The sequence below is a fragment of the Streptomyces sp. GbtcB7 genome (assembly GCF_019091445.1).
Classification (GTDB): Bacteria; Actinomycetota; Actinomycetes; order Streptomycetales; family Streptomycetaceae; genus Streptomyces; species Streptomyces mirabilis.
Genome location: NZ_JAGXJM010000150.1, coordinates 1 through 403, shown reverse-complemented (window position 1 = coordinate 403; position 403 = coordinate 1). Strand labels below are relative to the sequence as shown.

The window sequence follows — 403 nt, the reverse complement described above, 5'->3', positions numbered from 1 at the left end:
AAGGGTGACGCGACTAGCGAGGCGGATCTAGCGACTTGGCGCGCCGCGAACGAGCCGACGCTGCAGGCCATTCACGACACCTACCGGTCAACCATCGACGAAGGATGGCACGAGGAAGACCTCACCGAGGAGGAGCTCGAAGAGCTCGACTACAACCTCGTCGGCGGCGGCTACCGACTCGACGACATGGTCGCCGCTGCATTCGTCGACCTGGACCAGCTGACCAAGTTCATGAACCTCGTGCTCGCCGGTGCAGGCCTTGACGACAAGTTCGCGAGGCTGCGGACGCTGTTGATGGGTCCCTCGAGCTCCGAGCAGGCGACGCTCGACGGGGAGGTTTTCACCGAAGAGTTCCGGACACAGCCGGTGATCGTGTTCACCGAGTTCGCCGACACCGCCCGTT

At 63.5% G+C, this 403-nt stretch carries 1 protein-coding gene; it reads left to right on the top strand.

Annotated elements, in window-relative coordinates; all coding sequences use genetic code 11:
* On the top strand, positions 1-403 hold a 403-nt coding region (locus tag KVT44_RS55615; RefSeq protein WP_217576877.1), incomplete at both ends, for a hypothetical protein.